The following is a 26,321-nucleotide window of genomic DNA, read 5'->3' on the forward strand; positions in this document are numbered from 1 at the left end:
GACATCCATGACCTCGAGGCTCGACGCTGAACAACGGTCGAGGTCAAGCGACACGGGTGCCCGGCGAGCAGCGTCGTCGGACTCCTCGTCTAGCGTCGGCGGCACCGGCAGAGGGGGAGGTGCGGGCGTGCTCCACGTGCACCGGGCCGAGCGGGCCGACCGGCTCGTCGAGGCCCTGGCCGACGTGCTCGCGGACCCGCTGGACGATCCTTTCGAGCCCGAGCTGGTCGCCGTGCCCACGCGCGGCATCGAGCGCTGGCTGGCCCAGCGCCTCGCCCACCGGCTGGGTGTCACGGGCGGCGACGACGGCGTGTGCGCCAACGTCGTCTTCCCCTCGCCCGCCGAGGTCGTGGCCCGGGTGCTCGCGATCCCCGACGACGATCCCTGGCGCCCCGAGCGGCTGGTGTGGCCGCTGCTCGAGACCATCGACGAGTGCGCCGAGGAGCCCTGGTGCGCCCCGCTCGGCACGTTCCTCGGCGTCGTCGGCGACACGACCGGTACGCGTCGCGGGCGACGGTTCGCGGCGGCCCGGCACCTCGCGCGCCTCTTCACCCGCTACGCCGACCACCGGCCCGCCCTCGTCCGGGCCTGGGCGGCGGGCGACGACGCCGGCACGCCCGACGACCTCCGCTGGCAGCCCGAGCTGTGGCGCAGGCTGCGGACACGCCTCGGCGCGAGCAGCCCCGCCGAGACCGTCGCGGACATCGCGCCGCCGACGGGGTTCCCGATGCGCCTGAGCCTCTTCGGTGCCACCCGCCTCTCCGACACCGAGCTCAGCGTCCTCGACGCCCTCGCCGCCGACCACGAGGTCCACCTCTGGCTGCCGCACCCCTCGCCGACGCTGTGGACGCAGCTCGACGGGCGTACCGCCGACCGGCGCGGCGACGACACGAGCGCCCAGGCCGTGGCCCACCCCCTGCTCGCGAGCCTCGGCCGCGACGTGCGCGAGCTGCAGCTGCGCCTCTCCCGCCTCGCGCACACCGACCACCACCACGCGCTCGACGCGCCCGGAAAGACCCTGCTCGCCCGCCTCCAGGACGACCTCCGCCACGACCGCGCGCCGACCGCGCAGCAGGCCACCGACGACGGCAGCATCCGCGTCCACCGCTGCCACGGGCCGGACCGCCAGGTCGAGGTGCTGCGCGAGACCATCCTCGGTCTGTTGCGCGCCGACCCGACGCTCGAGCCGCGCGACGTCATCGTCCTGTGCCCGGACATCGAGACGTTCGCGCCGCTCGTCACGGCGAGCTTCGGGCCCGGCGACGGCGAGGAGGGCGCGCACCCCGGCCACCGGCTGCGGGTCCGGCTCGCCGACCGCTCGCTGCGCGAGGTCAACCCGCTCTTCGGCACGCTCGCGACGCTGCTCGACCTCGCCGACGCGCGCGTCACCGCGTCCCAGCTGCTCGACCTCGCCGAGTCCGACCCGGTGCGCCGGCGCTTCCGCTTCGACGACGAGGACCTGCCGCGCCTGCGCGAGCTCGCGGAGAGCTCCGGGGTTCGCTGGGGGCTCGACGCGCCGCACCGCGCCGCGTTCTCCCTCGGCCGCTTCCCCGAGAACACCTGGTCACAGGGGCTCGACCGGCTCCTGGTCGGCGTTGCCATGTCCGCCGACGGCGGCGACTGGCTGGGCGACGCGCTGCCGCTGGACGAGGTCGACTCCGGCGACGTCGAGCGGGTCGGGCGCCTCGGCGAGCTGGCCGACAGGGTCGGCGCGGTGATCGAGGGCCTGCGCGGCGAGAAGCCCCTCACCGCGTGGATCGACGCGCTCCGCCTGGGCCTCGACGGCCTGACGGCGACGGTTCCCGCCGACGCCTGGCAGCTCGCGCAGGCCCGCGGCGAGCTCTCCGCGGTGCTCGAGAGCGCCCCGCACGACCCCGTCATGACGCTGCACGACGTCCGCGCGGTGCTCGCCGACCGCCTCGCCGGGCGCCCGACGCGCGCCAACTTCCGCACCGGCACGCTCACCGTCGCGACGCTCATGCCGATGCGCTCGGTGCCCCACCGCGTGGTGTGCCTGCTCGGCATGGACGACCAGGTCTTCCCCCGCGAGACCCGCGCGGACGGCGACGACGTCCTCGCCCGCGACCCGCGCGTCGGCGAGCGCGACCCCGCCGCCGAGGACCGTCAGCTGCTGCTCGACGCGATCGTCGCCGCCACCGACCACCTCGTCGTCGTCCACTCCGGCGCCGACGAGCGCACCGGGGCCGACCGGCCGCCCGCGGTCCCGATCGGCGAGCTGCTCGACACCCTCGACGCCAGCTTCGACTTCGGCGACGAGTTGCGCGCCCGCGACCACCTCACCCGGCGCAACCCGCTGCAGCCGTTCGACGAGGACGACTTCGACGCCGCCGCGCCGTTCTCCTTCGACGGCGCGGCGCTGGCGGGCACGCGCGCCCTGCGTCGCGAGCGGACCGCGCTCGACCCGTTCCTGCCCGGCCCGCTGCCCGCCCACCCGCGCGGGCTGCTCGACCTCGAGGACCTGACGCGGTTCGTCGAGCACCCGGTGCGCGCGTTCCTGCGCCAGCGCCTCGGGGTGTTCGCGCGCGGCGAGGAGGAGCAGGTCGTCGAGGCGGTGCCGGTCGAGCCCGACGGGCTGGCGCGCTGGGCGATCGGCGAGCGCGTCCTGCGCGACCGCCTGGCCGGCCGCGACGTCGCCGCCTGCATCGCGGGCGAGCGTCGCCGGGGCGACCTCCCGCCGGGTCCGCTGGGCGACAAGCTCGTCCGCGACATCGGCCGGCAGGTCGACCCGCTGGCGAAGGCCGTGGCCGAGCTCCGGCAGGTCGCCGCCGTCGACGTCGACATCACCACCGACGCCCTCGTCGGCTCGGTCGGCGGGGTGCACGACACGACGCTGGTGGCGGTGACGTACTCGCGGCTCGCGCCGAAGCACCGGCTCCGGGCGTGGGTCGGCCTGCTCGCGCTCACCGCCGCGCACCCCGACCGGCCGTGGCGCGCGGTCACCGTCGGGCGTGGCGGCCGGGACGACCCGGCGCTCGTGTCCACGCTCGGGCCGATCGAGCCCGAGGTCGCGCAGAAGGTCCTCGCCGATCTGCTCGCCCTGCACGCCGACGGGATGGTCGAACCGCTGCCGCTGATGTGCAGGACGTCGGAGGTCTACGCGCAGACGCGCGCCACGAAGGGCGAGATCGCCGCCATGAACCGCGCCCGCGACAAGTGGACCGACCGCTTCGGCGCCGAGCAGGACGACCCCGCGCATGTGCTGGTCTGGGGGCGCCGGCGTGCCCTCGACGACCTCGTCGGCGCCGCGACCGGCGACGCCCCGAGCCGTTTCGCGGGCCTCGCGACGCGGCTGTGGACGCCGGTCCGGGACGCGGAGGGCTTCCGGTGACCGCGACCGTCGACGCCCCCACGTCGTTCGACCTCTGCGGCCCGCTGCCCACCGGCACCACGGTGCTCGAGGCCAGCGCCGGCACCGGCAAGACGTTCACGATCGCCGCGCTCGCGGCCCGCTACGTCGCCGAGGGCCACGCGACGCTGCCCCAGGTCATGCTCGTGACCTTCGGCCGCGAGGCCACCCGTGAGCTGCGCGAACGCGTCCGCGAGCGCTTCGTCCGCACCGAGCGGGGGCTGGCCGACCCGGCGACGGCGCGGCGTGACGACGGCGACCCCGTCACGCAGCTCCTCGCCGACGCCGACGACGACGTGGTCGCCCTCCGCCGCGCCCGCCTGACCGCGGCGCTCGCCGGGTTCGACGCCGCGACGATCGCGACGACCCACCAGTTCTGCCAGGACATGCTCACCGGGCTCGGCATCGTCGGCGACACCGATCCCGACGGCACGTTCGTCGAGCGCATCGACGACGTGGTCACCGAGGTCGTCGACGACTTCTACCTGCGCAAGTACGCCGTGCCCGGCGCGCCCGCGCCCGACTTCGACCGGGCCGTCGCGCTCGAGATCGGGCGCTCCGTCGTCAACGACCCGTCGGCCGGGATCGCGCCGGAGAACGACATCCCGGGGCCCGCCGGGGCGCGCGCGTCGTTCGCCCGCGCGGTCCGCGCCGAGGTCGAGAAGCGCAAGCGCCGGCGGCGGCTGTTCACGTTCGACGACATGCTCACGCGGCTGCGCAACGCGCTCACCAACGCCCGGCTCGGCGAGGCGGCGTGCGCGCGGCTGCGCGAGCGCTTCTCGGTGGTGCTGGTCGACGAGTTCCAGGACACCGACCCCATCCAGTGGGAGATCCTGCGCGTCGCGTTCCACGGGCACAGCGCGCTGACCTTCATCGGCGACCCCAAGCAGGCGATCTACGCCTTCCGCGGCGCCGACGTCGTCAGCTACCTCCAGGCCGTCGACTCGGCGGGCACCAAGGCCGGGCTCGGGACCAACTGGCGCAGTGACGAGGCCCTGGTCCGCGCCCTCGACACGATCTTCAACGGCGCCGCGCTGGGCGATGAGAAGATCGTCGTGCCGCCGGTGGCATCCGCCCACCGGGAGCGCCGCCTGGTGGGGGCGCCGCGGCCGGCGCCGTTCCGGCTGCGGGTCATGCCCCGCGAGGGGCTGCGGAGCCGGTTCAGCAACAGCCTGCCGATCGTCGGCGGCGTGCGCGAGAAGGTCGCCACCGACCTCGCCGCCGACATCGCCGAGCTGGTCGCCGCCGACTCGCGCTGGGAGGAGGCCGGGCGCGCCGACCCGACCCTCGGGCCTGGCGACATCGCCGTGCTCGTGCGCACCAACGCCAACGCCAACCTCGTCCGCGAGGCCCTCACCGCGGTCGGCGTCCCGTCCGTCCTCGCGGGCGCCACCAGCGTGTTCACCACCGAGAGCGCCGAGGAGTGGCTGACGCTGCTCGAGGCCGTCGAGCAGCCCGGGCGCACGGCGCGCGTGCGGGCGGCCGCGCTCACCGTGTTCCTCGGGCACGCCGCCGCCGACCTCGACGCGCACGCCGACGCGGTGCTGCCCGAGGTCGGCGCGTCGCTGCGGCGCTGGGGCGCGGTGCTGCACGACCGCGGGGTGGCGGCGTTCCTCGAGGCGGTCGCGGCGGAGACGGGGCTCGCCGCGCGGGTCCTCGCGCGCGTCGACGGCGAGCGCCGCATCACCGACGTCCGCCACATCGGCCAGGTCCTGCACGCCGCGGCGGTCGAGTCCCGGCTCGGTGTCGTCGCGCTCGTCGAGTGGCTGCGGGCCCGCATGGCCGAGGCCGCCGCGGGCACCGGCGAGCTGCGGCCCGAGCGCAGCAGGCGCCTCGAATCCGACGCCAGCGCGGTCCAGGTGCTCACGATCCACAAGTGCAAGGGCCTCGAGTACCCGGTGGTCTACGTGCCGTTCGGGTGGGACCGGTGGGTCTCCGACGAGCCGAAGGTCGTCACCCACCACGACCAGGCCGGGAAGCGGGTGCGCGCGGTCGGCGGCGACACCGACCCCGCCTGGCGCGACCACGTCGCGGCCGCCCGCGAGGAGGACGACGGCGAGGACCTGCGGCTGCTCTACGTCGCGCTGACCCGCGCGCAGGGGCAGGTCGTGTGCTGGTGGGCGCCGTCGACCAACACCCGGCCCTCTGCGGTGCACCGCCTGTTCGTCGGCCGGCCCGCGCCCGGCACCAGCCCCGACGGGTCCTACCCGGTGTGGGAGGACGTGCGGGTCCTCGCCCACCTCGAGGCGCTCGCGGACAGCGCCGACGGGGACATCGCCGTCGAGCGGGTCGAGCCCCGCAGACCCGTCCCGTTCGTCCCGGCCGCGGCCGCCGCCCACGCTCTCGCCGCCGCTCCGTTCGACCGCCCCCTCGACCTCGCGTGGCGCCGCTCCTCGTACTCCTCGCTCACCGCCGGCGCCCACGGGCCGGGGCCGGTCGGCAGCGAGCCCGAGGAGCGCCGGCTCGCCGACGAGGCCGACCCCGAGGACGACGCGCCGCCGCCCCCCGCCGACGACGTGGCCCCGCTGCCCTCGCCGATGGCGGACCTCCCGGTCGGCGCGGCGTTCGGCACGCTCGTGCACTCCGTGCTCGAGACCGTCGACACCGGGAGCGGCGACGTCCACCGTGCGCTGCTCGAGGCCGCCGGAGCCGAGCTCGCCCACCGGCCGCACGCCGAGGTCGACGCCGTGACGCTCGCCGACGCGCTGCTCCCGGTCATGACGACGCCGCTGCCGGCCGGCGGGCCCGCCACGCTCGCCGCCGTCGCCCCGCGCGACCGGCTCGCCGAGCTCGACTTCGAGCTTCCCCTGGCCGGGGGCGACCGCACCCGCCCCGGCGCCGCGGCGGTGACGCTCGCCGACGTGGCCGCGCTGCTGCGCCGCCACCTGGCCGCCGACGACCCGCTCGTCGGCTACCCCGACGCCCTCGACCACCCCGGCGCCCACGGGCTGGGCGAGCAGGTCCTGCGCGGCTACCTCACGGGCAGCATCGACGGCGTGCTGCGCGGGCCCGACGGCCGCTTCGTCGTCGTCGACTACAAGACCAACTGGCTCGGGCCGATCGGGCCGACGGGACGGTCCCCGCTCACCGCCGCGCACTACGGGCCGACGGCGATGGCCACCGCGATGATCGCCGCGCACTATCCCCTGCAGGCGATCCTCTACGCGGTCGCGCTGCACCGCTTCCTGCGCTGGCGGCTGCGCGGCTACGACCCGCGGACCCACCTCGGCGGCGTGCTCTACCTGTTCCTGCGCGGCATGTGCGGCGCCGAGACCCCGGTCGTCGACGGCACGACGTGCGGCGTGTTCGCGTGGGACCCGCCGCCGGCGCTGGTCGTCGAGCTGTCCGCGCTGCTCGACGGGAGCACCCGGTGACGGCCGACCTGCTCGCCGAGGACGGCATCCGGTTCGCCACCCGTGCCACCGGGCTGCTCGCGGCGTTCAACGAGCGCGGCGTCCTGGCCGCCACCGACGTGCACGTCGCCCGCCGTCTCGGTCTGCTCGGCGGCGAGGGCGACGAGCAGGTCCTGCTGGCCGCCGCGCTGGTCGTCCGGGCCCTGCGTGCCGGGTCGGTGTGCCTCGACCTCGCCGCCGTCGACCGCACCGTGCTGGCCGAGGGCGACGAGGTCGTCGACACCTCCGACCTGCCCTGGCCCGATCCGGCGCCGTGGACCGCGGCGTGCGCGGCGTCCCCGCTCGTCGGCGGCGACGACCAGGCGGGGACCGGGCGCCCGCTGCGCCTCGTCGACGGCCTGCTCTACCTCGACCGCTACTGGCGCCAGGAGCAGCAGGTCCGCGACACGCTCGCCCGGCGCGCCGCCGCGCCCTCGCCGTCGGTCGACACCGACCGCCTGCGCGGCGCGCTCGACCGGCTCTACCCCGCGCACCCCGACGCGCCCGACGACGCCCAGCGCCGCGCGGTCGCGGTTTGCACGCTGCGCTGGACCAGCGTGCTCGCGGGCGGCCCGGGCACCGGCAAGACCACCACCGTCGCGACGCTGCTCGCGGTGCTGCGCGACCAGGACCCGAGCCTGCGGATCGCCCTCGCCGCGCCCACCGGCAAGGCGGCGGCCCGGATGCAGGAGGCGCTCGCCGAGGTCGACCTGCCCGACGCCGACCGCGCGCGCATCGCCGGGCTCTCGGCCTCCACCATCCACCGGCTGCTCGGGCCGATCCGCGGCTCCTCGCGGTTCCGCCACGACCGGCACCGGCACCTGCCCTTCGACGTGGTCGTCGTCGACGAGACCTCGATGGTGTCGCTGACGCTCATGGCGCGGCTGCTCGAGGCGGTCCGGCCCGACGCGCGCCTCGTGCTCGTCGGCGACCCGGACCAGCTCGCGTCGGTCGAGGCCGGCGCCGTCCTCGGCGACCTGGTCGCCGCCCCGGCCGACCCCGAGCCGGGGCTGGACCGGGCCCTCGAGCGCGTGGCTGCACCCGGGCCGCCGGTGCGCGGCGGGGTCACGGTGCTCGACCGGACCTGGCGCTTCCACGGCACGATCGCCCGGCTGGCGGGCGCGATCCGCGAGGGCGACGCCGACGAGGCCGTCGCGGCGCTGCGCGCCGGCGAGCACGACGTCGTGTTCGTCGAGGACAGCGACCTGACCACCCGCGACCCCGGCGGGCTGGCGGAGCTGCGCGAGGAGGTCGTCGGCAGCGCCGCGGAGACCGAGCTCGCCGCCCTCGACGGCGACGCGGCCCTCGCGCTGGCGCGCCTCGACGAGCACCGCCTGCTGTGCGCGCACCGGCGCGGGCCGTACGGCGTGACCCGGTGGGCCGCCGACGTCGAGCGCTGGCTCCTCGAGGCCGGGCCCGTCGCCGACCGCGACGAGGAGTGGTACCCCGGCCGCCCGCTGCTCGTCACCGCCAACGACCACGACCGCGGCATCTACAACGGCGACACCGGCGTGGTCATCGGGACGCCGCGCGGCCCACGGGCGGCGTTCGCGCGCGGCGGGGCGCCGGTGGAGATCGCGCCGAGCCTGCTGGACGGGATCGCCACCGTGTACGCGATGACCGTCCACCGGGCGCAGGGCAGCCAGTTCGCGCGGGTGTCGGTGGTCCTGCCGCCCGCCGAGTCACCGCTGCTGACCCGCGAGCTGCTCTACACCGCGGTCACCCGCGCGCGGGTCCGCGTCCGGCTCGTCGGCAGCGAGGAGGCCGTCCGCGCGGCGATCGCCCGGCCGATCGGTCGCGCCTCGGGGCTGCGGCGCGGTCTGTGACGTTCACGCCGGTTTGACGTAGCGCCACCCGTATGGGCGAATCGTCCCCCTCGCGGGCGGGGACGCCCGCCGGCGGGAGGTGCGCGCATGACGCCCGTGATCGTGTCGATCGTCGTGCTGGTGGCGATGTTCGTCATCGCGACGGTGCTGCCGGTGAACCTCGGCGCGCTCGGCTTCGTCGCCGCCGCCGGTGTGGGCGTGCTGCTCGCCGGGATGAGCCTCGACGACGTCCTCGCCGAGTTCCCGGGCGACCTGTTCCTCATCCTCGTCGGGCTGACCTACCTCTTCGCCGTCGCGCACCAGAACGGCACGGTCGACCTGCTCGTGCGCTGGTCGATGCGGCTCGTGCGCGGGCACCTCGTCGCCGCACCCTGGATCTTCTTCACGCTGTCCGCGGTGTTCTCGGCGATCGGGGCGCTGTTCGCGGTGGCGATCGTGGCGCCGCTGGCGATGCCGTTCGCCCGCCGCTACGGCGTGAACATGCTGCTCATGGGCATGATGGTGATCCACGGGTCGCTGGCGGGGGCGTTCTCGCCGATCAGCGTCTACGGGACCTTCGTGGCCGGCGTCGTCGTGCCGACCGGCATCCCGTTCAGCGCGACGACGCTGTTCCTCGCTCCGCTCGTGATCAACGTGGTGATCGCCGGCGTGATCTTCGTGGTGCTCGGCGGCCGGTCGCTGACGGGCGTGAAGGTCGTCCACGCGGCGCCGACGGGCGCGGGCCGGCCGTCGGCAGGGGGTGACGCGGCGGTCGAGTCCGAGGACGAGGACCAGGACGCGGACCAGGCGCCGGTCGTCGGCAAGGCGCAGATCCTGACGCTCATCGGCATCCTCACCCTCGCCGTCGGCACGGTCGCGTTCGGCCTCGACGTCGGCGTGCTGTCGCTGGCGATCGCCGTGACCCTCGGGATCCTCTGCCCGGCCGGGCACCGCGAGGCGGCCAAGGGCATCGCCTGGTCGACGGTCCTACTGGTCTGCGGCGTGATCACGTACGTCGGCGTGCTCCAGGAGGCCGGCACGGTGGACGTCGTCGGCAACGGGATCGTGGCGCTCGGCGTGCCCCTGATCGCCGCGCTGCTGCTCTGCTACCTCGGCGGCGTGCTGTCGGCGTTCGCGTCGTCGGCGGGCATCCTCGGCGTCGCGATCCCGCTGGCGCTGCCGTTCCTGCAGCAGGGGTCGGTGAGCGCGATCGGGATGGTCGCGGCGCTGGCCGTGGCGAGCACGATCGTCGACGTCAGCCCGTTCTCCACCAACGGCGCGCTCGTGCTGGCGTCGACCCCGGAGGACATCGACCGGGAGGCCTTCTACCGCCGGATGCTCGTCTACAGCGGGATCGTCGTCGCGACGGGGCCGCTGCTGGCGTGGGCGCTGCTCGTCCTGCCCGGCTGGCTGTAGGGGTTCGACCGGCGCGGGGAGCCGGGTAGTCCGGTCCCATGACCGAGGACAGCGCTGCCCGCCGGGCCCGCAACCCCGCCGCCGACCCGGACCACACGCCGGAGAAGCAGAGCGAGCTCAAGCTCAACGTCGGGATCGGCACGATCGGGACGATCCTCTCGATCGGCGTCGCCCTGATCTTCTTCCTGGTGCTCGACGACGTCCTGTTCGGGATCGTCTTCGTCGTCGTCGCGGTCGTCGCCGCGGCGATCACGCTCTACGCGGCGCAGCGCAAGCGGAAGGCGCGCTCGACCTAGTCGTACCCGCGGAACCCCTCCCACGCGAGGCGGCGCTCGCGGCGGGGGTCGGACTCGATGCGGTCGGTGCGGTCGAGGATCTTCGTCAGCCGGGTCTCCGGGTCGTACTGCGGCCAGTGCGACGCCGGGGCGCCCTCGCGCGCGAAGCGGATCCAGTCGGCCTGCACCCGCTCCTGCATCGCGCGCAGCGACCGGCGCCCGCCGAGGGCGGTGAGCCACTTCCCGGCGCTCGAGTCCGCGAGCCCGAAGACGGGGTAGAGCTCCATGCCGTGGGTGGCCCGCACGCCCATGAGGTTCAGGACCGGCGTGGTGAGGTCGTAGCGGTAGGCCCACACCGGCCCGCGGTGCGCCTGCATGATCCGCACCGACGGGTACCAGAACATGTAGTCGCCGCCGAGGTCCTTGCGGAACGGCTGGTCCTCGTAGGCGGCGAGCACCTGGTCGCGCAGCTCCGGTTGAGTCAGCGCGAACATCGTGTGCGCCCGCTCCTCGCTGACGAGCACGTCGAGGCGCATGCGGGGCAGCTCGAACAGGCGACCCTCGGTGTCGTTCGTGCCGATGATCAGCGGCACGTCCGCGGCGCGGCCGCCCTCGAACGCGTCGAGCGGTGACTCGGGCAGCAGGTCGCCGTCGACGACGGGCGCGGTCGGGATGGTGCCGGGCTGGTCGCCGAGGTGGTCGCGCAGGACCTGCGCGGCGCCCAGCAACTGGCGCGGGGTCGCGCCGGTCAGCCCGGCGAGCGGGTCGTCGTCCGCCCCGAGCGCGGTGACGAAGCCGGCGGCCCAGGCCCGGGCCCGCCGCTGGCCGAACACCATGCCCGGCGCGGAGCTCTCGGCGATCGCGCGGTGGAACAGCCCGTGCGCGGACGGCGTGGCCATCAGCGTCGTCACCGAGATCGCTCCGGCCGACTCGCCGAAGATCGTGACCTGGTCGGGGTCGCCGCCGAAGGCCGCGATGTTGTCGCGGACCCACTCGAGCGCGGCGATCTGGTCGCGCAGCCCGAGGTTCGACTCGATCGGCCGCTCCGGCGTCCCGTAGGCGGAGAAGTCGAGGTACCCGAGGGCGCCGAGGCGGTAGTTCACGCTGACGTAGACGACGTCGCCGCGGCGGGCGAAGTCGTAGCCGCGGTAGGTCGGCGCGGAGGACGCGCCGACGACGAAGGCCCCGCCGTAGAACCACACCATCACCGGGCGCGGCTCGTCGGACACGGTGGTCGGCGCGGTGACGTTGAGCGTCAGGCAGTCCTCGCCCATCGGCGTCTCCTTGCCGGCGCCGATGAACTCGCCGATGCGCTCCTGGACCGGCACGGGCCCGTAGCGCGAGCCGTCGCGCACGCCCTCCCAGGGCACCACCGGCTGCGGCGCGCGGAACCGGAGCTCCTCGACCGGCGGCGCCGCGTACGGGACGCCGCGCCAGGTGTGCACGCCGTGGGTGGTGATGCCGCGGACGACGCCGCCGGTGGTCTTGACCTCCGGACCCGGGACGGTGATCTGGTGCCGCGAACGCATACTCCGAGTCTGTGGGACGGGTGGCCGGCGCGCTGCCCGATGTGATCGATGGAGCGGAAAGGGGCCGATCGTCACCCGTCCCGGGCGTGTCGCGGCCGCTGGCGGAGGCCCTCGACGACAAGACGAGTGGGCGTGCTGCCACGCTCGGCGGTACGTCGTGCCACGCAGGGTCACACAACAGATGGATATTCGCCCTAACGGCCCAGCGTGTCGCGTTGCGAGTGCCGAGGATCTGTCTCGATGGACGTGCAGACCGACGCGGGGGTGGACGCCGCGCTGTGGGGAGTGGAGGCCGCCTTCGTGGCGACCCCACCCCCGGACGTGCTGGCCGGGTGCCCCCACTGCCACGGCGAGGTGTGGGTGGCGAACGCCGACCCGCTGACGCTCGCGCTCGCCCTCGGCAACACCCTCGGCACCGCCGACGACCTGCGGGCGCTCACCCCGTGGCTCCTGCGCCGGGCGCTCACGGACGACCGCGTGGACCTGCGCACCGTCCTCACCCGGATCGCCGAGAACTGGGAGGGCTGGAGCGACCTCGAGCGCGACGCGGTCCGCGACGTCGTCGACGCGGTCTGGTCGGCGCTGCTCGACACCCACCCCGACGACCCGGAGGGCGCGACGGCGGTCGCGATGCTCGACAGCATCGGCGCGCTCGGGGAGCCGCCGGACCGGCTGCTCGCGATCTGGGAGTACAAGGAGATCGCGAGCGCGGACCACCACCTCGCCGAGCTCGTCGTCGACGCCTTCTACGGCGCTCGCATCGATGCCCGGGTCCTCACCTGGACGCGGGAGGACGTGCAGCGCGCCCGGCTCGAGCGCGCCCGGGACCGCGACCGCGGCCAGGCCTGGGTCGGCACCCTCACCGCCGCGTGCGACCTCGCCGGGTGAGCTGAGAGATCACGGGAGGCGCGACACTGGGAGCGTGCCTCTCCCCGACACCCTGGTCGACGAGCTCTGGCGGCGCGCGGTCGGCGGGATCGGCCCGTTCGCCGGGGCGGCGTCGGTGGCCGGCGACGCGCTCGCGGCCGTGGACGACGACGTCGAGGCCGCGGTGCGCCGGGTCGTCGGCTCGCACGTGCGGCTGGCGGCGAGCTCGGGCCTGCTGACGAGCCTCGGGGGCGCGGCGACGCTCGTCGTCACCGCCCCGGCCGGCACCACGGGGCTCTACCTGCTCGGTACGCGGCTGTCGGCGGCCGTGGCCCACCTGCGCGGCCGCGACCTCGACGACCCGGTCGTACGCACCGCCGCGCTGATCTGCGTGCTCGGCGGCGACGGTGTCGAGCTCGCGGAGCGCACCCGGATCGACCTGGTCAACGCCTCGCTGCTCCACGGGCTGCGCGGCCTGCCGCCGGAGGTCCGCGCGCAGCTCGACACGCGGATCGGCTTCCGGCTCACCTCGCGGTTCACGCGGCGCGGCGCCCTCAACGTCACCAAGCTCATCCCCGTCGTCGCCGGGCCGATCGGCGCCGGGGCGGACGCGATGGCGATGCGCACGGTGGCGATGTTCGCCCAGGCGCACCTGTGACCCGTATGACGCACCGCACCTAGATTGTCACGCAAAGTCACCCGACTGGGCGCCTTTGGCGCGTGGTGTGATGGATGGTGCTCGTGTGGGGGTCATGGTGGGCCCCGGCGGATCACGGGGATACCGCCGAGTGAGCGGGGGTGTGTGCGTGATGGCCGGGTCCGGGGCTCCGAGGAGGCGTGTGCGTCGTGCGGCGCGGGCGCGGATGGGCACGGTCGCGCTGACCGCGGCCGCGGTGCTCCTGCTGCCCGCCCCGGCGACGGCCCAGCCGGCGCCACCGGACCCCGGGGCCCCCGCGGTCCCGGCCGGCATCGACATGGCCGCGCCGGCGGGCGTGCGCCAGCTCGACCCCGCGCACGCCGTCATGCCCCCCGCCGCGCTGCCGCCCGCGGCCCCGGTGGCGTCGGGCGTGTCGTCGATGGGCTTCACGCCGGGCGCCCGGGACGCGACGGGGGCGCGCGAGGTCCGCGGGGACCAGCCGCTGCGCCTCGTCGCCGTGACGTGGACCGGCCCCGCGCCCGACTCGGTGGAGGTGCGCTCCACCGACGCCGCCGGGCAGTGGGGCACCTGGACCGGTCTCGACCCGGCCGGCAGCGAGAAGGACGCGCCGCCCGAGGGCGCGCCGCAGGCCGGCGGCACCGACCCGATCTGGGTGGGCGAGCGCACCGCGGTGCAGGTGCGCGCGCTGCGGGCCGGTGCGCCGGTCACCGACGAGGTGCAGGTCGTGCGCATCGACCCGGGGGTCGGCAGCAACGACCGGGCGATCGGCGCCCTGGGGTCCGCGCGCGGGCCGGCGGCGCCGCAGTACGTCAGCCGCTCGCAGTGGGGCGCCGACGAGACCAAGGCGACGTGGGGCCCCGAGACCACGCCGACCGTGCGCGCGGTGACCATCCACCACACCAGCGAGTCGAACGACTACAGCCCGGCCGACTCGCCGGCGATCGTCCGCGCGATCTTCGCGTACCACACGCAGAAGCAGGGCTGGGGCGACATCGGCTACAACGCCCTCGTCGACAAGTACGGAACGATCTTCGAGGGTCGTGCCGGCGGGATGGACAAGGCCGTCGTGGCGGCCCACGCGGGCGGGTTCAACCGCGAGACGTGGGGCATCGCGATGATGGGCAACTACATGACCGAGCCCCCGACGCCGGCCGCCCTGAACTCGGTCGCGGCGATCGCGGCGTGGAAGCTCGGCGGGCTCTACCGCGACCCGCGCGAGCAGGTCCAGCTCACCTCGGCGGGCGGCGGCACGTCGCGGTTCCCGAAGGGCAAGTCGACGACGGTGCCCGCGCTCTTCGCCCACCGCGACGTCGGGAACACCTCCTGCCCCGGGGACGCGGGCTACGCCCAGATGGACCCGCTGCGCGACCAGGTCCAACGGCTGATCACCGAGTCGGCGAGCGACGTGCGGACGGCCTGGTCGGCGCAGCGCGCGTCGCTCGGCGAGCCGACCCGCGTCGAGTCGCCGACGTCCGACGGGGCGGGGCGCGTCACGACCTTCGAGCACGGCACCGTGATCTGGTCGCCGAGCACCGGCGCGTGGCCGCTCACCGGCGCGATCGCCGAGCACTGGCGGCAGGCCGGTGCCGAGGGCTCGGCGCTCGGCTACCCCACGGGCGCCGAGCACGACGTCCCGGGCGGGCGCGCGCAGGCGTTCCAGCACGGCGCGCTGACCTGGGACCGGGCGGCCAACACGGTGCGTGACGGGGTCTGAGCAGCTCGTTCCCCCGGCGTTCTGCCGCCGTGCACGGCAGGATGCGCGGGGTGGACGACGACGCGGCCCGGCGCGCGGCCGTCGACGGCGCCGTGAAGCGGTTCCTGACGCTGGTGGGGACCGGCCGCCCCGACCTGCTCGAGGGCGTCCTGGAGATCGCCCGCGCGGCCGACCCGGACGCCGACGTCGACGGCGCCCGCGCCGAGCTCGACCGGCTGGCCTCCGGGGTGGGCGACTACGACGACCTGGTGCGCCGCCTGTACGTCGAGGAGGGCTTCCACGGCGACCGCGAGGACTACTACGACCCGCGCAACTCCTCGCTGACCCAGGTCCTCGCCCGCCGCGCCGGCATCCCGATCACCCTCGCGGTGGTGTGCATCGAGGTCGGGCGGCGCGCCGGTCTGGGGCTCGAGCCGGTCGGCATGCCGGGCCACTTCCTCGTGCACCCGACGGGCGCGCTCCAGCACCTCGACCCGTTCACCGGCGAGATGCTCGACCGCGAGCAGTGCATCCGGCGCTTCCGCGAGTCGACGGGGCTCGGGCCCGAGGTGCCGTTCGACGACGCCCTGCTCGCCCCGATCGGCGCCGAGGCGGTGCTCGTGCGCATGCTGACCAACCTGCGCGGCATCCACCGCTCGCGCGGGGACCTCGCCGAGCTGGGCTGGGTGCTGCGCATGCGCCTCGGCCTGCCCGGGGTCAGCGCGGTCGAGGTGGCCGAGCTGGCGGAGGTCCGTGGCCGTCGTGCGGCGTTCCGCGAGGCCGGCGAGCTGCTCGAGGAGTGGGCAGAGGTGCTGCCCGACGACGCCGCCGCCCTGCGCCGCCACGCCCGCGGCTGGCGGGCCCACCTGAACTGATGGGCTCCGCCCACGTGAGTGATATGGGTCGTCAGGACGACCCAGATCACTCACGTGGCCGCAGGCCATCCGGGAACCAGGACCCGTGGAAGCCCGAGGGGACGCCGCGGGGCAGGGTGACGGCGGCGACCGGGGCGCCCGCGACCTCGGTCGCGTCGAGCACCAGCAGCTGCGAGGCGGCGCCGTCGCGCGTCGTCGTGATCGTGATCAGCCAGCCGTCGTCCTCGGCCCGGCCGGCGTCTGCGGACGGCACGAACACCGCCTCGCCGGCCACGACGTCCGGCCCCAGCTCGTGCGCCGCGAGCGTCCCGTCGGCGTCGACCTTGACCACCGCGCCGGCCCGCTCGCCCCGCACGCCCCGGTCGGCGATCGCGTAGCGCCAGCGCGAGGGCCGCCCGACCAGCGACTCGTCGATCGTCGGGAACTCGACGCCCCGGTCCTCCAGCGCGGTCTCGGCGACCGAGCCGTCGCGCGGGTCGAGCGTCCAGCGGTGCATCCGCGCGGTGCCCGTGGCCGCGGCGAGCGCGGCCGGGTCGCCGGGCACCGGCGTGCCCCACATGAGCGCGACGTCCGCCGGGGCGTAGCGCGCCCCGTCGACCACCACCCGCCCGTCGGCGTCGGTGCACGCGCCGCCGACGTGGAACACGTAGCAGGGGTCGACGTCGAACCACGTCACCGCGCACGCCGGGGCGTCCTGGCGCATCACGCCGAGCCGCGCGCCGTAGGCGTCGTCCCACCCGAACGGCATGCCCGTCGCCATCCGCTCCCACTGGAACGTCAGCGGCAGGTCCAGCCACACGACGTGCTCGGCGGTGATCGCGAAGTCGTGCATCATCGTCGGCCCGGCGACGGCGACCTCGCGGCTCACGAGGTCCTGCCCGGCGGCGGAGAGCCGGTGGTAGGTCAGGTACGGCGGGAAGGGCGAGTAGCCGAAGAAGTGCAGATCGCCCGAGACCGGGTCGGTCTTGGGGTGCGCCGTCATGGCCGTCGTGAGCCGTCCGCCGAAGTCGCAGGGCCCGACCGTGGCGAGCTCGCCGTCGACCTCGTAGGGCAGACCGTTCTCGACCAGCGCGAACAGGCGTCCGCCGTGCTCGATCACGTGGGTGTTCGCGGGGACGGCGGTGAGGTCGACGCCGGCCTCGGAGAGGAACGGGCGGCCCTCGAGCGCGCCGGTGCGCACCCAGCGGTTGCGGTACCACTCCGCGCGCCCGTCGCGCAGCCGCACGCCGTGCAGCATCCCGTGGCCGGTGAACAGGTGCGTCGACTCCTCGCCCGGCAGCGGGTTCGGACCGTTGCGCACGTACCGTCCGGTCAGCTCCGGGGGCAACGTGCCCTCGACGGGGAGGTCGACGGCGTCGATCTCGTCGGGCACCGGCGTGAACCGCCCGCCCAGCTCCGGACGGCGGCCGAGCGACGAGGGCGTGGTGGTCATCGCGCCAGCGTCGCCCGCCGACGAGCGACCTGTCAACCTGGACATGTCCAGGTGGACTGGTAGCGTCCGGACCATGTCGCTGCGCCACGCCCTCCTGGGTCTGCTCGCCCACGGTCCGGCCAGCGGCTACGACCTCACCCGCGCCTTCGACGGCAGCATCGGTCGCTACGCCTGGCAGGCCGGCCACAGCCGCATCTACCCGGAGCTCGCGAAGATGTCGGAGGCCGGGCAGGTCGTCGTCGACGAGACGGGGCCGCGCGGGCGCAAGACCTACGCGCTCACCGACGACGGCCGCACCGAGCTGCGGCGCTGGATGCTGCACTGGCCCGAGCAGGCGAACGTCCGCGACGAGACGGTCCTGCGGATGTTCCTCGTGCAGTCGCTCGACGCCGAAGACGCCCGCCGCCTGCTCGAGGGCATCGCCGCACACTGCCTCGCCGAGATCGAGAACCTGCGCCCGATCATGGAGGCCGACGACGCCGAGCACGTCCCCGGCGACCCGCTGCCCTTCGGCCGGCTGGCCGGCGAGTACGGGCTGCGCCAGTACGAGGCCGTGCACGGCTGGGCGCTCTGGAGTCTGGAGCGGCTCGGGGCCGCGGCGCCCGCGGGCACCTAGGCGACGGCGGGACGCTCGCCGTCCTCCGACTCGTCCAGGTGCTCGGCCGCCCACGCCCTGGCCTTCGCGCCGGCGCGCCGGCCGTACCAGGCGTTCCAGATCGAGAGCCCGACGATCGTCGCGACCATCATCCCCGTGGACAGCCCGACCATGACGTCGATCGGGAGCAGGTAGATCAGCGGGATGCGCAGCGTGGCCTCGAGTAGCAGCCCGACGCCCCAGACCACGGCGCTGCGGCGGAACATCGTCCGGATGGGCGGGAGGGTCCGGTAGAGCTCCTCCATCTCCGCGGCGCCGCGCGGCTGCCACGTCTGGAACGCCGAGAGCGTCAGGGGCTTGCCGGCGAACAGGCTCGCGAGGAACACGATGCCGACGAATGCCGTGCCGAACGAGTCCTTGAGCAGCAGGAACCGCGGGTCGCCGCCGACGAACGCCAGCGCGAGGCCGAGGCCGAACACGCCGAGCATCACCGCGGCGAACCACGTCACCTGCCGGGCGCGGACCGCGACCCAGACCAGGCGGACGCCGGCCGCGAGGGTGGCGACGAGCAGGGCGACCCAGTCGGACGCGCCGAGGACGTGCAGCCCGTAGTAGCCGACGAGCGGGAGGCCGACGTCCCACAGGAGGCCGGAGAAGTGCCGCAGGACGCCGCCGCGCCCCTCCTGCTCACCGGTGTCGGTCTCTCGGTCCATGCCCGAGAGCATCCACCTGTCCGATGCGACATGTCAATCAGGACATGTCACTCGTCGACGTCCAGACCGCGCTCGATGGCATATCGCGTCAGCTCCACGCGGTTGGTGAGCTGCAGCTTGCGCAGGGAGTTCTGGACGTGGTTCTCCACCGTGCGGTGCGACAGCGTCAGCCGTGCCGCGATCGCCCGGGCCGTCAGTCCCTTGGCGACGAGGCGCAGCACCTCGGTCTCGCGCGGGGTCAGCTGCGGCTCGTCGGGGGCCTCGGTCTCGCGGCGCCGGTACTCGCCGAGCACCAGCCCGGCCAGCCCGGGCGAGAACACCGCCTGCCCCTCGGCGGTGCGCCCGATCGCGTCGACCAGCTCCTCCATCGCCGCCGACTTGGTCAGGTAGCCCGTCGCGCCGGCCCGTACCGCGCCCAGCACGTCGCCCTGCTCGGCGCTGGCCGACAGCACGAGCACCTGGGTGTCCGGGAGCGCCTCGCGGACCTGCGCGGTCGCCTCGGCGCCGGAGAGCTCCGGGAGCTGCAGGTCCATGAGGACGACGTCGGGGCGCACCGCCCGCGCGATCCGCACGGCCGCGGCGCCGTCGGGGGCCGTCGCGACGACCTCCACCCCGCGCTCCTCGAGATCGCGGGCGACGCCCTCGCGCCAGATCGGGTGGTCGTCGACGACCATCACGCGGACCACGACGATCTCCTCCTCCGGGGGACGACGATCTCCCACTCGGTGCCCTCACCGGGCGCGGTGTGCAGGTCGATGGTGCCGCCGAGGCCCTGCACGCGTCCGCGCATCGACCCGGCGACCCCCAGGTGGCCCTCGGCCGCCGCCTGCTCCAGGCGGCCCTCGGGGATGCCGACGCCGTCGTCGCGCAGGCTCACCGTGACCTGCGCGGGGTCGTCCTCGACGAGCACCCACAGCCCGGCGTCGGGCCCGGCGTGCGCGGCGGCGTTGGTGGCGGCCTCGCGCACGACGGCCGCGAGCTCGTCCACCACCGCGACGGGCAGCATCACCGGCTCCGCGGGGACGGCGAGCGACGCGTGCGCCGGGACGACGCCGGCGAGGCGTGAGGAGAGGTCGACGGTGCCGTCGGGGCCGGCGACGGGCGCGGAGGTGATCAGGCGACGCAGCGCCACCTCCTGCTCGCCGGCGAGGCGGGCGAGCTCGAGGGCGGGCGCTTCCTGGTCGACCCGCGCCAGTTCGGCGCCCCGGCGGCGCACGAGGGCGAGGACCTGCAGCACGCCGTCGTGGATGTCGCGGGCGAGGCGCTCGCGCTCCGCGGTGGCCGCCTCGAGCGCGGTGGCGGCGCGCAGCTTCTCGACCGAGCGGCGCATCGTGTCCGCGGCCAGCCCGACGGCGAGCCCGGCGACCAGGAGCAGCTGCGCGTCGAACAGCAGGTCGGCGTCGAGGGCCCGCCGCACGCCGAAGAGGACCGTGATCGTCACGAGCGCGCCGCCGAGCCCGCCGCGCCAGCCGAGCGCGATCGCCAGCGCCAGCACCGGCCCCGCCGACCAGACGGTGGTGATCACCGATCCGCCGGCGGCGACCCGTTCCGGGGTGTCGACGAGCAGCGTCGAGGCGGTGGCCAGGACCGTCAGCACGAGGTCGAGGCACGCGGTGAGCGGATCGCCGACGCGCAGGTAGCGCGCCGAGGAGACCGCGGTCCAGACGGCCATCGCGACGACGACCGCGATGCCGAGCGCCGGGTGCGCCCACGCGCCGCCGAAGCGCACCGCGTTCACGAGCACCGCGACCAGCGCGACCACCCGGTAGACCACGAGGCCACGCCAGAGCGGGACGAGGTGGGGGTGCGCCCGCGCGCGCAGGGAGACGTCGGCGGTCGTCACGTCACCTCCCCGGGCGCGAGGCGCGAGCGTATCCGGCACACCGGACAGCCTGGTGCGGGTCGCCCGTCGGTGGATGCGGGGAACTACGCAGAACGGCACCCACGGCAATCGCTGACGGGGCAGCATCGCCGGCGTGACCGAGGGATTCGGGGTCGACCCGGCGATGCTCGCGCGGACCGCGCAGGGCATCCGCGGCGTCGTCGACACCCTCGGCGAGGTGGGCCACGGCTACCTCGCCGAGTCGGGGCGCGGACTGTCGTTCCTCGCCCTCGGCGGCGAGGAGTCGGGGCACCCCCTGGTGGGCGAGTCCTTCGACGGCTTCCTCGAGCGCTGGGGGTGGGGCCTGCGGACGCTCGTGCAGGACGGGCAGGCGGTCGCCGGCGCGCTCGACGCGGCCGGCATCGAGTACGACGGCGTCGACACCTCGGTGTCGGGGGAGCTGCGGCGCCTGGTCGCGCTGGCCGCCGGCAACCCCGCGACCGATCTCGACGAGGCCCAGGACGCCACCTGGGGCGAGGTCGGCGCCGACCTGGCGCCCGACTTCTCCGGCGAGTCGGCGCAGGCGGCCGCCGAGGGCTCCGCCGACCAGTGGGGCGAGGTCGGCCGGGACCTCTGGGAGCAGTCGGCGCCGGGGCGCATCGGCCGCGCGCTCGACGGGGAGAACCCGTTCGCGGGCGACCTGGCGGACCTCGAGGGCCTCGGGGAGATCGTGGAGTGACCGAGGCCGCGCTCGGCGCCACCACCGACCCGCGGGAGCTGGTCGGCGGCGATCCCGCGGCGCTGACCGAGCGCGCCGGGCGGTTGCGCCGGTTCGCCGACCACCTCGGGGCGGCCGCCGACGGCCTCGAGCGCATCGACCTCCGCCAGTGGACGGGGCAGGCGGCCGAGCAGTTCCGGGCGCGGTTCGGGGAGACCCCGCGGGGCTGGCGCGACGCGGCCACGGCGTTCGACCGGGCCTCGCGCGCCCTCGGCGACTTCGCCGGCGCCGTCACCCTCGCCCAGCAGCGGGCGGGCGAGGCGATCGACGTGCACGCCCGCGCCCTCGCGGCGTCCGAGGCGGCCCGCGCCGACTACAGCCGTCGCGTCGACGTCCACAACGTGGCCGTCGCCGGTGGTCAGGCGCCGCCCGCGATGGAGCCGTTCGCCGACCCGGCCACCGGCGACCTCGCGCGTGCCGAGCAGCTCCTCGCCGACGCCCGCCGCGGCCGCGACGACGCCGCCGCGCGGGTCGCGGGCGAGGTGCGTGGGGCCGGCGAGCTCACCGCACCCCCGCCGTCGACGGTGGCCCAGCTGGGCGCGAACGTCGCCGACACGCTCGGCGTCGCGGGCACCGTCGAGGACCGCTTCCTCGCCGGGGTCGGCCGCGGCGCAGAGGGGCTCGTCCAGTTCGGGCGCACGATCAACCCGCTCGACCCCTACAACCTCACCCACCCCGCCCAGGCCGGCGCGAACCTGTCGTCGACCGGGGCCGGGCTGGTCCGGGCCGTCGCGCACCCCACCGAGCTGGTCAAGGGCGCCGTCGGCACGGGCTGGGGCAGCGACCCGGCGGGCGCGCTCGGCGAGCTCGTCCCGAACGCCGCGCTGACCGCCGCAACGGGCGGCGGCGGGGCCGCCGGACGGCTGGGGAAGCTGGCCCGGGCGGCGGGGCGCAGCGAGAACCGCCCGCTGGAACGGCTCGCGACGCGCGCCGATCCGGTCGACGTGGTCAGCGGCGCGCAGATCCTCACCCAGGTCGACCTGGCGATCGACGCGCCGCTGCCCCTCGTGCTGACGCGCACCCACGTGTCGAGCTGGGAACTCGGCCGCCACTTCGGGCCGCGCTGGGCCTCGACGCTCGACCAGCGCCTGGAGTTCGTGGGCGGCGCGGTGTGGTTCGTCCGCGAGGACGCGGTGGTCGTCGTGTACCCCGCGCCCGCAGCGGAGGAGGCCGTGCTCCCCGCCGCGCCCGACCACGCGCCGCGGTGGGCCCTGGCCCGCGACGGCCCGGGCTGGGTGCTGACCGACCCCGCGTCCGGCCTGGAGCACACGTTCGCGGCGAGCGGGGCGCTCACCGGGTGGTCGGTGCCCGGCGGCGACCACGTCGCCGTCGACCGCGACGACGCCGGGCGCCCGACCGCCGTGCGCCACTCGGGCGGGCACCACGTCGAGGTCGCCACCGACCCGGCGGGCCTGGTCACGGCGTTCCGCGTGGGCTCCCCGGTCGTCACCTTCGCCCACGTCGACGGGCAGCTCGCCGAGGTCGTCAACTCCTCGGGCCTCCCGCTGCGCTTCGGCTACGACGCGAGCGGGCGCATGACGTCGTGGACCGACCGCAACGGCGTCGTCTTCCGCTCGCGCTACGACGAGCGCGGGCGCTGCGTCGCCGGGTCGGCCGACGGTGGCGAGATGGCCTGGACGTTCCGCTACGGCCGCGGCGTCACCGCGTCGACCGACGCGCTCGGGCACACCGAGCGCTTCGAGCACGACGCGCGCGGCCGCATCGTGCGCACCGTCGACCAGCTCGGCGCCGTGACCCGCTCGGTGTGGGGCGACGGCGACCGTCTCCTCGCGCGCACCGACGCGCTCGGCGGCACCACCCGGTGGGTCCACGACGACACCGGGCGGGTGGTGCGCGTCCAGCACCCGGACGGGTCGGCCGAGCACGTCGAGCGCGACACGGTGGGCAACGTCCTCGCCGTCGTGGACGGGGCCGGCGCGACGACCCGGTGGGAGCGGGACGACGCCGCCCGGCTCGTCGCCGTCACCGACCCCACCGGGGCCACCACGCGCTGGGAGCGCGACGGCGCCGGGCACGTCGTCGCGGTCGTCGACCCGCTCGGGGCGCGGACCGTCGTCGAGAACGACGCGGCGGGCCGCCCGCTCGCGGTCACCGACCCGACCGGTGCGGTGACCCGCGTCGAGCGCGACGTGTTCGGGCGCGTCGTCGGGCGCACCGACCCGCTCGGCGCCCGCACGTCCTACGCCTGGACCGTCGAGGGCCTGCGCGCCGGCCGGACGGCCCCGGACGGCGCGACGTGGGCCCACGAGCACGACGGCGAGGGCAACGAGGTGTCCGTCCGCGACCCGGTGGGCGCCGAGACCCGGCGCGAGTACGGCGCGTTCGACGTGGTCACGGCCGTGGTCGCCGCCGACGGTGCGCGCACCGAGATCGTCCGGGACCCGCTGCGCCGCGTCGTCGGGGTCCGCGACGCCGGCGGCCGGACGTGGCGCACGACGTACGACCCGGCCGGCCGGGTCGTCGCCGAGACCGACTACGAGGGGCGCGCGGTCACCCTCGACCGCGACGCCCTCGGCCGCGTGGTCCGCCGGCGCAACGCGTCCGGGCAGGAGGTGCGCTACGAGTACGACGCCTGCGGGCGGGTGACGACACGGTGGCTCGACGGCGAGCCCGAGCGGTTCGGCTGGGACGCGGCCGGGCGCCTGGTCTCGGCGTCGTCACCCGGGGCCTCGTTGCGGATCGACCGGGACGCCGCGGGGCGCGTGGTCGCGGAGAGCGTCGACGGCCGGACGGTCGGTCTGGAGCGCGACGCCGCGGGTCGGGTGGTCGGACGCCGGGTGCCGTCGGGGGCGGCGAGCCGGTGGACCCTCGACGCCGTCGGCCGGCCCGCCGCGCTGGAGATCGGCGGGCAGCGCATGACCTTCGCCGTCGACGCCGCTGGCCGGGAGACCGCGCGGGCCGTCGGCGCGGCGTCGATCACCCGGAGCTTCGACGAGCGCGGTCGCCTCGTCGACCAGCGCCTCGGCGGCGGGCCCCGGCGCACGTGGACCTACCGCGCCGACGACCACCTCGTCGGCGTCGACGACCCCGACGGCTCCCGGCGCTACGAGCTCGACCCGGCCGGCCGCGTGACGGCCGTGGGCGACGAGCGCTACCGCTACGACCCCGCCGGCACCCTCGTCGCGTCCGGGATCGGCGAACCGCACGTCCTCGACGGCACGCGGGTCCGTCGCGCCGGCTCGCTGGTCGTGCGCCGCGACGCCGACGGCCGCGTGGTCCTGCGCCAGCGTCGCCGCCTCGGCGCACGGCCGCTGACCTGGCACTTCACGTGGGACGCCCTCGACCGCCTGATCGGCGTGACCACGCCCGACGGCGCCCGCTGGCGCTACCGCTACGACGTGCTCGGGCGCCGCGTGGCCAAGGAGCGGCTCGGCGACGACGGGCAGGTGCTCGAGCAGGTCCACGTCGCGTGGGACGGGACCGTCGTCGCCGAGGTCGCCGGCGCCGCGGGGACCACGGTGTGGGAGTGGGAGCCCGGCACGCACCGGCCGCTCGCCCAGCTCACCCGGACCCTCACCGACGACGAGGTCGACGAGCGCTTCCACGCGATCGTCACCGACATCGTCGGCACGCCCACCGAGCTCGTCGCGCCCGACGGCGAGGTCGTCGGTGCCGCCCGGGCCTCGCTGTGGGGCCGCACGGTGTGGACGGGCGCGTCGACGCCGCTGCGCTTCCCGGGCCAGTACCACGACGACGAGTCCGGTCTCGCCTACAACCTGCACCGCTACTACGACCCCGACACGGGTCAGTACGCGTCACCGGACCCGCTGGGCCTCGCCCCGTCGCCGCACCCGTACAACTACGTCCCCAACCCGACCGCGGAGATCGACCCGCTGGGGCTGCAGGGATGCGAGGGGAAGAAGCACACCTACCGGGGTCGATATCGAGAGGCGGGACCCGGGACGGAGGTCGGGTTGCCGGACGAGGGGCTCCGCTTCGTGCCGCACCGGGGATGGACGAGCGATCAGCCGTTCCGGCGAGGGCCGAGCAACGGGTACATCGACAGACACGGCAACGAGTGGGTGCCCGGCCCGTCCCGCACCGCGGGCGAACCCTTCGAATGGGATGTCCAGCTGAGCGCGATCGGCAGGGAACACTTCGGACACCTGTCGCCCGACGGGAGGCACCTGAACGTGTCGCTGCGAGGAAGGATCACGCACTAGATGGAGCCGCTGAAGTTCTACGAGGTCGTCCTGATCAAGGACAACCCGAGGACCCGACGTCTCGGCGTGGCTCGTCGCGTCAGCGCGGTGATCGGTCGGGCCGAGGAGGACGGGCGCTGGTACTACAGCGTCGACGACGGCGGGGAGACCGTCGGTCTGGAGAGCGAGGATCTCGAGGGCACCGGTCGCGTTCTCGACCGGTCCGCGTTCTATCCCGAGGATCCGGCCCAGGTCCGCGTCAGCTCGCGGGGTGAGCTCCTCGACCCCCCGACGGGCGTGGAGTCCCCCGTGTCCATCGACTTCCCCGCGGAGTACGCCGTCCGCGACGGTCGACCGTGGTTCGTGGGGGACGCATCGATCGGCACGGTGATCGAGTTCTACCTCGGGGTCGGCGCGACGGCGACCCGTCTGGAGGTCGGTGACGTCCTCGACGATGCAGACCTCCTGCGGCGCATCGAGGAGGAGGTCTCGTTGCCACCTGGGCCGCGGGTCTCCCCGGAACGGTCAGGCGGCATCGCTCGCGGCCCGGTGCTCGCCGTCGTCCAGGGCCTGGACACGCTCTGGCAGCGCGACACCCACTTGGCGGCCACGGTGCTCCTGACCATGGAGCTCCTGCCGGACGACGTCGCGACGATGGCGGGCCCGGAGCTCACCGTCGTGTTCGCCGGTCCCTGGCGTCAGACGGGCTGACGCTGCGGAGAACCCGCACGGAGCGGTCGCCGGCGGATCGACACCGCCGCCGTCCCGCCCCTCCGCGTCAGCGCGCCGGCATCTTCTCGTCACTACTGATCGGCGAACGGACTACCGCGAGGTATCGATCGTGGATCAAGATCCCGGGAAGGGCTAACGTGGCGCGACGCTGCGCCGAACAGACGAGTGTCGACACACTTGTTCGGGTGACGGGCGCGCACCGAAGGGGG

Annotated in this window: 18 protein-coding genes; 13 read left to right on the plus strand and 5 right to left on the minus strand. The window is 75.5% G+C overall.

What is annotated here, in order from left to right; translation table 11 throughout:
- Positions 1-127 precede the first annotated feature (127 nt).
- From recC to EV188_RS14810, 5 genes are all read left to right on the plus strand, one after another.
- Positions 128-3,349, plus strand: a complete 3,222-nt coding sequence (gene recC, locus EV188_RS14790; protein ID WP_133826992.1) for an exodeoxyribonuclease V subunit gamma — start codon at positions 128-130, stop codon at positions 3,347-3,349.
- A complete protein-coding gene (locus EV188_RS14795) occupies positions 3,346-6,741 on the plus strand; it encodes a UvrD-helicase domain-containing protein (RefSeq protein WP_166659887.1) in 3,396 nt (1,131 codons plus the stop codon). The genes recC and EV188_RS14795 overlap by 4 nt, the downstream gene beginning before the upstream one ends.
- The gene (gene recD, locus EV188_RS14800) at positions 6,738-8,585 is read left to right on the plus strand and encodes an exodeoxyribonuclease V subunit alpha (protein ID WP_166659836.1); all 1,848 of its coding nucleotides are present in this window, start codon (positions 6,738-6,740) and stop codon (positions 8,583-8,585) included. The genes EV188_RS14795 and recD overlap by 4 nt, the downstream gene beginning before the upstream one ends.
- 87 nt (positions 8,586-8,672) lie before the next feature.
- On the plus strand, positions 8,673-9,980 hold the full coding sequence (locus tag EV188_RS14805; RefSeq protein WP_133826994.1) for an SLC13 family permease: 1,308 nt from the start codon (positions 8,673-8,675) through the stop codon (positions 9,978-9,980).
- A 38-nt stretch (positions 9,981-10,018) separates the two neighbouring features.
- Positions 10,019-10,276: a hypothetical protein gene (locus EV188_RS14810; RefSeq protein ID WP_133826995.1), complete on the plus strand. Its 258-nt coding sequence runs from the start codon at positions 10,019-10,021 to the stop codon at positions 10,274-10,276.
- On the opposite strand, the gene EV188_RS14815 is transcribed toward EV188_RS14810, so the two are convergent.
- Entirely contained in the window at positions 10,273-11,784 is a 1,512-nt protein-coding gene (locus EV188_RS14815; protein ID WP_133826996.1) for a carboxylesterase/lipase family protein, read from the minus strand. The two genes, EV188_RS14810 and EV188_RS14815, sit on opposite strands and share 4 nt — an antisense overlap.
- A gap of 240 nt (positions 11,785-12,024) precedes the next feature.
- Here EV188_RS14815 and EV188_RS14820 point away from each other — a divergent pair, with 240 nt between their 5' ends.
- The 4 genes from EV188_RS14820 (at position 12,025) to EV188_RS14835 (ending at position 15,877) form a co-directional block, all read left to right on the plus strand.
- A complete protein-coding gene (locus EV188_RS14820) occupies positions 12,025-12,672 on the plus strand; it encodes a hypothetical protein (protein WP_133826997.1) in 648 nt (215 codons plus the stop codon).
- 34 nt (positions 12,673-12,706) lie between these two features.
- The gene (locus tag EV188_RS14825) at positions 12,707-13,309 is read left to right on the plus strand and encodes a hypothetical protein (protein ID WP_133826998.1); all 603 of its coding nucleotides are present in this window, start codon (positions 12,707-12,709) and stop codon (positions 13,307-13,309) included.
- Positions 13,310-13,490: 181 nt separating this feature from the next.
- Positions 13,491-15,023: an N-acetylmuramoyl-L-alanine amidase gene (locus tag EV188_RS14830; RefSeq protein WP_133826999.1), complete on the plus strand. Its 1,533-nt coding sequence runs from the start codon at positions 13,491-13,493 to the stop codon at positions 15,021-15,023.
- Positions 15,024-15,073: 50 nt separating this feature from the next.
- Positions 15,074-15,877, plus strand: coding sequence for a SirB1 family protein (locus tag EV188_RS14835; protein WP_166659888.1), 804 nt, complete (start codon positions 15,074-15,076; stop codon positions 15,875-15,877).
- Between the two features lie 46 nt (positions 15,878-15,923).
- Here the strand turns inward: EV188_RS14835 and EV188_RS14840 are convergent, their stop codons facing one another.
- Positions 15,924-17,309: a carotenoid oxygenase family protein gene (locus EV188_RS14840; RefSeq protein ID WP_133827001.1), complete on the minus strand. Its 1,386-nt coding sequence runs from the start codon at positions 17,307-17,309 to the stop codon at positions 15,924-15,926.
- A gap of 73 nt (positions 17,310-17,382) precedes the next feature.
- Here EV188_RS14840 and EV188_RS14845 point away from each other — a divergent pair, with 73 nt between their 5' ends.
- A complete protein-coding gene (locus tag EV188_RS14845) occupies positions 17,383-17,925 on the plus strand; it encodes a PadR family transcriptional regulator (protein ID WP_133827002.1) in 543 nt (180 codons plus the stop codon).
- Here EV188_RS14845 and EV188_RS14850 read toward each other — a convergent pair.
- Genes EV188_RS14850 through macS form a run of 3 tightly spaced genes read right to left on the minus strand, consistent with a single transcriptional unit; the run spans position 17,922 to position 20,460 of the window.
- Positions 17,922-18,617: a VC0807 family protein gene (locus tag EV188_RS14850; protein ID WP_133827003.1), complete on the minus strand. Its 696-nt coding sequence runs from the start codon at positions 18,615-18,617 to the stop codon at positions 17,922-17,924. The genes EV188_RS14845 and EV188_RS14850 overlap by 4 nt on opposite strands.
- 47 nt (positions 18,618-18,664) lie before the next feature.
- Complete coding sequence (locus EV188_RS14855) at positions 18,665-19,291, minus strand: response regulator (protein ID WP_133827134.1); 627 nt, start codon at positions 19,289-19,291, stop codon at positions 18,665-18,667.
- The gene (macS, locus tag EV188_RS14860; protein ID WP_243741697.1) at positions 19,291-20,460 is read right to left on the minus strand and encodes a MacS family sensor histidine kinase; all 1,170 of its coding nucleotides are present in this window, start codon (positions 20,458-20,460) and stop codon (positions 19,291-19,293) included. Before macS ends, EV188_RS14855 begins: the two co-directional genes overlap by 1 nt.
- A gap of 133 nt (positions 20,461-20,593) precedes the next feature.
- Between macS and EV188_RS14865 the strand changes: the two genes are divergently transcribed.
- From EV188_RS14865 to EV188_RS14875, 3 genes are read left to right on the plus strand one after another with little or no spacing between them, the layout of a single operon-like run.
- Positions 20,594-21,178, plus strand: coding sequence for a hypothetical protein (locus tag EV188_RS14865; RefSeq protein WP_133827005.1), 585 nt, complete (start codon positions 20,594-20,596; stop codon positions 21,176-21,178).
- The gene (locus EV188_RS14870) at positions 21,175-25,401 is read left to right on the plus strand and encodes a putative T7SS-secreted protein (protein ID WP_133827006.1); all 4,227 of its coding nucleotides are present in this window, start codon (positions 21,175-21,177) and stop codon (positions 25,399-25,401) included. The genes EV188_RS14865 and EV188_RS14870 overlap by 4 nt, the downstream gene beginning before the upstream one ends.
- Positions 25,402-26,091, plus strand: a complete 690-nt coding sequence (locus tag EV188_RS14875; RefSeq protein ID WP_133827007.1) for a hypothetical protein — start codon at positions 25,402-25,404, stop codon at positions 26,089-26,091.
- The last annotated feature ends 230 nt before the right edge of the window (positions 26,092-26,321 follow it).

The organism is Actinomycetospora succinea (assembly GCF_004363095.1).
In the GTDB taxonomy this organism is placed as follows: Bacteria; Actinomycetota; Actinomycetes; order Mycobacteriales; family Pseudonocardiaceae; genus Actinomycetospora; species Actinomycetospora succinea.

Bases quoted from the DNA above. Each gene is read 5' to 3' on its own strand.
- EV188_RS14805 (WP_133826994.1), top strand. From the start codon at position 8,673: ATGACGCCCGTGATCGTGTCGATCGTCGTGCTGGTGGCGATGTTCGTC.
- EV188_RS14810 (WP_133826995.1), top strand. From the start codon at position 10,019: ATGACCGAGGACAGCGCTGCCCGCCGGGCCCGCAACCCCGCCGCCGAC.
- EV188_RS14815 (WP_133826996.1), bottom strand. From the start codon at position 11,784: ATGCGTTCGCGGCACCAGATCACCGTCCCGGGTCCGGAGGTCAAGACC.
- EV188_RS14820 (WP_133826997.1), top strand. From the start codon at position 12,025: ATGGACGTGCAGACCGACGCGGGGGTGGACGCCGCGCTGTGGGGAGTG.
- EV188_RS14840 (WP_133827001.1), bottom strand. From the start codon at position 17,309: ATGACCACCACGCCCTCGTCGCTCGGCCGCCGTCCGGAGCTGGGCGGG.
- EV188_RS14845 (WP_133827002.1), top strand. From the start codon at position 17,383: ATGTCGCTGCGCCACGCCCTCCTGGGTCTGCTCGCCCACGGTCCGGCC.
- EV188_RS14850 (WP_133827003.1), bottom strand. From the start codon at position 18,617: ATGGACCGAGAGACCGACACCGGTGAGCAGGAGGGGCGCGGCGGCGTC.
- EV188_RS14855 (WP_133827134.1), bottom strand. From the start codon at position 19,291: ATGGTCGTCGACGACCACCCGATCTGGCGCGAGGGCGTCGCCCGCGAT.
- EV188_RS14875 (WP_133827007.1), top strand. From the start codon at position 25,402: ATGGAGCCGCTGAAGTTCTACGAGGTCGTCCTGATCAAGGACAACCCG.